This window comes from Flavobacterium sp. 22659, assembly GCF_052044235.1.
In the GTDB taxonomy this organism is placed as follows: Bacteria; Bacteroidota; Bacteroidia; order Flavobacteriales; family Flavobacteriaceae; genus Flavobacterium; species Flavobacterium johnsoniae.
Genome location: NZ_JBQEMU010000036.1, coordinates 25,535 through 31,652, shown reverse-complemented (window position 1 = coordinate 31,652; position 6,118 = coordinate 25,535). Strand labels below are relative to the sequence as shown.

The 6,118-nt window shown below is 32.4% G+C and carries 8 protein-coding genes and 1 tRNA gene; 2 read left to right on the top strand and 7 right to left on the bottom strand.

Annotated elements, in window-relative coordinates; genetic code table 11:
• Positions 1 to 366 precede the first annotated feature (366 nt).
• Positions 367 to 441, top strand: a tRNA-Val gene (locus ACTJIW_RS23510).
• A gap of 107 nt (positions 442 to 548) precedes the next feature.
• Here the strand turns inward: ACTJIW_RS23510 and ACTJIW_RS23505 are convergent.
• Positions 549 to 1,121 carry a hypothetical protein gene (locus ACTJIW_RS23505; protein WP_440716664.1) on the bottom strand — a complete coding sequence of 191 codons (573 nt, stop codon included), beginning with the start codon at positions 1,119 to 1,121 and terminating at the stop codon, positions 549 to 551.
• A gap of 129 nt (positions 1,122 to 1,250) precedes the next feature.
• On the opposite strand from ACTJIW_RS23505, the gene ACTJIW_RS23500 reads away from it, so the two are divergent.
• Positions 1,251 to 1,646: a VOC family protein gene (locus ACTJIW_RS23500; RefSeq protein ID WP_433811144.1), complete on the top strand. Its 396-nt coding sequence runs from the start codon at positions 1,251 to 1,253 to the stop codon at positions 1,644 to 1,646.
• A 10-nt stretch (positions 1,647 to 1,656) separates the two neighbouring features.
• On the opposite strand, the gene ACTJIW_RS23495 is transcribed toward ACTJIW_RS23500, so the two are convergent.
• The 6 genes from ACTJIW_RS23495 to ACTJIW_RS23470 form a co-directional block, all read right to left on the bottom strand.
• Positions 1,657 to 2,019, bottom strand: a complete 363-nt coding sequence (locus ACTJIW_RS23495) for a nuclear transport factor 2 family protein (protein ID WP_440716663.1) — start codon at positions 2,017 to 2,019, stop codon at positions 1,657 to 1,659.
• 58 nt (positions 2,020 to 2,077) lie between these two features.
• On the bottom strand, positions 2,078 to 3,016 hold the full coding sequence (locus ACTJIW_RS23490) for a hypothetical protein (RefSeq protein WP_440716662.1): 939 nt from the start codon (positions 3,014 to 3,016) through the stop codon (positions 2,078 to 2,080).
• 88 nt (positions 3,017 to 3,104) lie between these two features.
• Positions 3,105 to 3,650 carry a helix-turn-helix domain-containing protein gene (locus tag ACTJIW_RS23485; RefSeq protein ID WP_433811140.1) on the bottom strand — a complete coding sequence of 182 codons (546 nt, stop codon included), beginning with the start codon at positions 3,648 to 3,650 and terminating at the stop codon, positions 3,105 to 3,107.
• Between the two features lie 22 nt (positions 3,651 to 3,672).
• On the bottom strand, positions 3,673 to 4,083 hold the full coding sequence (locus tag ACTJIW_RS23480; RefSeq protein WP_433811138.1) for a VOC family protein: 411 nt from the start codon (positions 4,081 to 4,083) through the stop codon (positions 3,673 to 3,675).
• Positions 4,084 to 4,155: 72 nt separating this feature from the next.
• Positions 4,156 to 5,271 (bottom strand): FAD-dependent oxidoreductase, encoded by a 1,116-nt coding sequence (locus ACTJIW_RS23475; protein WP_440716661.1) that lies wholly within the window; start codon positions 5,269 to 5,271, stop codon positions 4,156 to 4,158.
• Between the two features lie 73 nt (positions 5,272 to 5,344).
• On the bottom strand, positions 5,345 to 6,100 hold the full coding sequence (locus tag ACTJIW_RS23470; protein WP_440716660.1) for a DUF6597 domain-containing transcriptional factor: 756 nt from the start codon (positions 6,098 to 6,100) through the stop codon (positions 5,345 to 5,347).
• Positions 6,101 to 6,118 lie beyond the last annotated feature (18 nt).

Here is a 6,118-nt window from a genome sequence, read left to right as displayed (position 1 = left end):
AAGTCTTATGATTTTGGAGTTTTTTGCTTTATATACATTTTATGAATTTTATTGTTTATATCTTATTTAGTGAAAGCAAAAATAAATTCTATAGCTGTTTCAGAGCATTCCGATTTTTCATCGGAAGTGGTCGGGGGTTCGAATCTTCCGATGAAAAATCGGAACAAGCTATCATCGCCCACAAAAAAACTCCTTAAGAAATTAAGGAGTTTTTTTATATATTTACTTGAGTATTAGAATTGGAAAAGTTTGACAAACAGTATGGAACAAAATATTTTATCTTTTTTTTCTAAAAACACTTGCAAATACAAAATCTAGCTGTATATTTGCACTCGCAATCACAAACGATAGCAGCCTAGTAAAATAGGGCGATTAGCTCAGCTGGTTCAGAGCACCTCGTTTACACCGAGGGGGTCGGGGGTTCGAACCCCTCATCGCCCACAAAAAACTCCTTAAGAAATTAAGGAGTTTTTTTTTAGAATTACTTAACTTCTCTAAATACATCTGGTTTCAAACATATTTTTTTTGCTTCTGAATTTTTTAAAAAATTACTTCAAATCTACTTTTAAAAGCGCTGCGTAAAGCTCATTCAAATAAGTCTGCTGTTTTTCATCATCTTTAAAATAGCGCTGGTAAAGGACACTGCAGTCATTTACATCGGCAATATTTTGTTTGTTAAAAGACCAGTCGTCGGTATTTTTTATTGTAATTCCCAAATCATTACTGCAATTCTGCCATAATTCAGAAAATTTCGTTTTTTTATCCTCACTCAATTCATCAAATTTAGCATAAACCGTATAGCCGCGCATTTCAGAATTAAAAAACTTATTGATTGATGTTATAGGAACACCGCCCCAATTTATGGTTTGTCCGGCAGGAAACTCAATTTCTATAAGCCTTTGCTCACTCATCATTTTATCTTGTTTTCCTTCTAAAAACATACGTTCTTCATACACCAATTTTGTTCCCTTAGGCACTGTTATTTTTTTAACCACCACAGGTTCTGTTGTAATAAAATAAGGATAATTGGGCGCAGAATTTCCGCCTGTTGGATTCATGTTGCCTATACAACCGGTTAAAATTAATGTCAGCAGCGAAGAGAATGTTCTGAAAAGTTTCATAAACGATAATTGTGTATAAAGCGAATATAAGAAATATCTCTATTTCTAATCAATTAAAATTCAAAATGATAATTACATATAAAATGCTTAATTTTAATCTATTAACGATTTTACAAAAAACTAAATATTATGAAAACCAGAATGATATGGGCTAATTTAGCCACTAACGATATACAAAAAACAATTCAGTTTTATACTGCTTTGGGCTTTAAACAGAACGGAAAAGAAACAAGCGAATTAGTAAGTTTTGCATTTGCCGACAGCAATTTTATAATTAACTTTTTTACCACCAAAAGGTTTGAATGGGCTTTAAAAGGTAAACCGGTCAATACAGAAACTGAAAATGAAATTATCTTTTCGTTATCTGCAGACAGCAGGGAAGAAGTCGATTTATGGATCGAAAAAGTAAAAAAAGCCGGAGGCGTAATTTTCTCAGAACCTGAAGATTTTGAAGTAGGCTACACTTTTGGCTTTACTGATCCAGACGGACATAAATTCAATTTTTTATATTGGCCTGGAATGTAGTTTCTATAACCTAATCATTCTCAACCAATTCAATATCCATCGTTTTTATCAAACCATTTTGAAAAGTATAAACGTGTTTTACGAATCCGTCAAATAGTATATTGTTTTGCAGATCCTTTACGTTTTGATGTACTTTTACTTCAAGACTGCCATTTTCTCTTTGATTAAAACCAACTGGGTCAACCTTTGGATTTATTTCAGTCCATTGTCTGGTCCAGTATTTTTTAATTTCATCGTGTCCGCTTATGTAACCGCCTTCCCAGGCTTTAGACCATTGCACATCTGGCTGCATCGTAGATAATGCATTGTCTATTTTTCTTTCATTAAAGGCTGTATAAGCTTTTGCAATTACTTCTTCAAATTGATTTACCATGATTTGCGGTTTTAATTTGTTCCTGCAACGAATATAAACATTATTTAAGTGCTGTTATTTACTCAACTGTAAACTTTTCATTTTTGCAGTCAATAGTAAGTTTATGATTCAAAAAGATTTTATTCCCAATCATTCCCTGCATTCCTGAACGTTTCATTAAAAAAGTCTGCATTTTTGAAACTCCTTCAATATAAATTACTTCGGATATTTTCAATTTTGTTTTTCCAAATAGCATTTCTTTATTGGCTGGAGCCGAAATAACACGCAGTATATTTCCCCATGAATTTCCTTTTTCAGTTTTAATGCTGCCGTTTTTCATTTTATATTTCTGCCATTCTTCTTTATTTACAATCAATTCATAACCGCTTGTACCTGAATCGTAAAGTAATTTTAAATTTTGATTATCAATTTTGGCAGGAAAAAGAAGTTTACGTTTTTTAAATTCAAAGTTAAAAGCCTCATTGCTGATATTTTTTCGATTAAAAGAACATGTGTTATTAGCAAAATCAAGTATAACAGTTCGCTTTTCTGCTAAATCAGTTCCAATTGTACCTATAATGTTTACAGCGTTTGAGGTTTTAGTATCGACCTTTTTTCCATAATCTAATAATTGGAATTTTTCTGATGAAACAATCAGATTTCCTAATTTAAAATCCAGCGGAATCTCTTTTGATTCCTGATTAAAATGAATTTGTTTAGGAAGTTTTTCCTTAATTGAATGCAATGATTTTTTATAAAATACAGTAACCGGCGAGCCAAGATCGAGCTGCATATAAAATGTTTCCTTAACATCTTTTATTTGAACGGGGAGAAGCAGAGCAGAATAAGGATTTTCTGCTTCCGAAACCCATTTTAAAGGAATATTATCAGCGCTTCCGTAAACTTTGAGATAATTTTGAGGAGGACTGAATTTTTTGTCAAAATAAAAATAACCCGCAGTTAATGACAGAATAATAAGGACTGCAAAAGTCAAAACGATTTTCTTAATTAGTTTCATTACAATTTTTTGATGCAATATTGCGAATTGTAACAGAAACAGACTGTAAAATAGATATGACTTTTATGCGTCAATTTTATGACAGCGATTATAAAATATTATATTTCAGCTTTATATACAAATCTGATTTTTGAGTTAAGCTCAATCCGTTTTTAAAAATTATAAAAACATTTAGAGCTTTCAAGAGTATTAAAAACACAAGAAACAAAGGAAATTTTATAGCAAATGCTTTTTGAATAAACGGACTTACCAGCATTAATGTGCCCAAAATAAAAGTATAAATAATCTGAACCATCAAAATATTTTTTCCCAGTTCTTTGGCCTTTGCATCTTTTGATTTATACGTTAAAATAGAAGGAAAAATAATATTCCCAAACGGAATAATAAGAGAAGACAAAGCCGAAAAATTAATAAGTTTAGCGCGTTTAATATCAGAATCTATTTTATCAGCATCCAGGATCAGATCTTCAGGTTTTACTTCAAATGATTCCGCTAATGCTTTAAGAGTAAACCCTTTTAGAATATTTCCGGCTTCGATTCGTTGAATTGTCCGCAATGAAAGTCCGGATTTTTCGGCGAGTTCAGTCTGAGTCAGATGATTTTCTTCTCTCAATATTTGAACCTTTGTTTTCATACTTAAAATTTAATCTGGTTGTTTAATATACAGGTTCCCAAAGTTCAATTTTATTGCCTTCAGTATCCATAATATGAACAAATTTACCATATTCGTACGTTTCTATATCATCCAGAACCGTCACGCCGTTTGCTTTTAGTTTTTCTAAAAGCCCTTCAATATTTTGAACACGGTAATTAACCATAAACTCTTTTTTCGACGGCGAGAAATATTCATCACCTTTTTTAAAAGGACACCATTGCGTTGATTCGATCTGCTCCGGATTATCAAGATTTCTGGATTCAAAACTTGCCGAACCCCATTCGTTAATTTCTAACCCTAAGTTTTTGGCATACCATTCTTTAGTTTCTTTTGGATTTTCAAGAAAAAAGAAAATTCCGCCAATTCCTGTCACTTTTGGTGCTGCATCAGATTGATTTTGTGAGTTTTCCATATTTTAGTTCAAATTATCAGGTTCGTTTTCTGTTACTAAGATAGAATTATTTTCATCACAAATACCAAATATTTAATTGGCAAATTTTAAAAATGTAAAATCCTTTTTCAGCATTTCAATTTCATTTATTCGGGTTTCTTCTTGAGCTTTGCGTGCATAAAGCTGCATTTGCTGTTCATAATCAAAAACTGCTTCTTCTACGGTTCTAAAATCTCTGTTTGTGAGGTTTTCTGATAGAACTAAAGCATCCAGAAGCCCAATATTAGCTCCTTGTCCCGCAAAAGGAGGCATTAAATGCGCTGCATCGCCAATAAGTGTAATAGGTAAGGGGCGATTATTTTTCCATTCCTCGACTGATATTTTTTTTGTAGGCAAACCAGTAAAAAATGAAGCAGCTTGAAATAATTGTTTGTAAACGGCGTCCCAATCCTTAAATCTCTCTGAAATAAATTCAATTACAGAGTCAGAATTTTTAAAGTCCAATTCAAGTATTTCTGGCATTTTAAAAATCACATTATAACTCAAAACATTACTGTTCTTAGGATTTGCAACTAATAAATTTCCATTATTAGAAGTCATTAAAATTTTATCAGCACATAGTTTGTAAAAATCAGGGCATTTTATCTCTGGTTCAGAAACTTCGCCTTGTATCATATAAGTTCCTGTAAATTCTACTGCTGCATCAGTAAGATATTTTCTAATAGCAGTCATGCCGCCATTTGCTCCAATAACAAAATCTGCGGTTTCAATTTCGCCATTTTCAAAATGCAAAATCCATTTATTGTTTTGTTCTTCGGCCTCAATCAGTTTTCTATCCCAAACAACAGTATCTTTTTCTAAGCTGTTGATTAGTAATGTTCTTAAATCGTTTCGGTTGATTTCCGGGCTGTCATATTGTTCTTCGACCGATGTTTCTTTGCTAAACAATACATTTCCAAGATAATCGGTTATGATTCTTCCCATCGGAATTGCTTTTTTGTAGTATTCCTCAAGCAGTCCTGCTTTTTGCATGGCATCTTGCCCAGAACCTTTGTGTAAATCCAGCGTACCGCCCCAGATTCTTGCTTTTGGATCTTTGTCTCTTTCGTAAACGGTAACATTAATTCCGTTTTGCTGTAGTAATCTCGCCATTGTTAAACCAACCGGCCCGGCGCCTATAATGGCTGTTTTTTTATTTGTAAGTAACATAAGTTTTATTCTTTGAATTATGTTACAAAATTGAAAAATAAGGTCTGGATGAAATAGTAAAAATCAGACGTTTTTATTTGTTGAACTTTTTAATCGCTGTAATATCCATAAACCGATCTTCTTTATTTTTGCTGAGTTCTTTTGGAGTTACGCCGGAATATTTCTTGATTTCTTTTATAAAATGATTCTGATCTGTAAAGTTTTGATCAGGAAAAAGATTCCCTTCGCTGATGGGTTTAAATGACGATCCAAAACGAAGAATATTGCAATAAGCCTTAAGCGAAATTCCAAATTGCTGATTAAAGTAACGATTAATTTGACGACTGCTCCAAAACACATTATCAGAAAGTTCCTGAACAGGTAAAGAACCTTTTGAAGAATAAATTAAATCAAACAGTTTGGTTTTTCTATTGTCGATATTTTCAATAAAAATCCCTTTTATTATTTGTGTGGCTTTGCTGCAAAAATTTTCAAAAGTATTCAAATCAGTTTCTTCAAACTTCCATATTTTATCTGAAAGATTTTTTCCACCATTTAAAACGTCTTTAATAGAATCTCCAAACAAATATTCTACAGCGAGAAGCTTAAATCCAATAGAGAACATTTTTGTTGCAACAGGAATATTTATTGCGCTTGGTACAGTATCTAAACCGCGAATTGATATTTCCCAGCTCTGAGAGCCCATATTCATTACAGCAAGATCAACCATTCCGTTTGGCAGTATGGTCGACGGAATATCTTTTCCGGTATTGTTTTCCAGCATCCAAAAGCTGTGTACAAAATGCGAAATAGATGAATCTGGTAACGCGGATTGAATTAGTAAACTCATTTTCTAAATATCTTATGC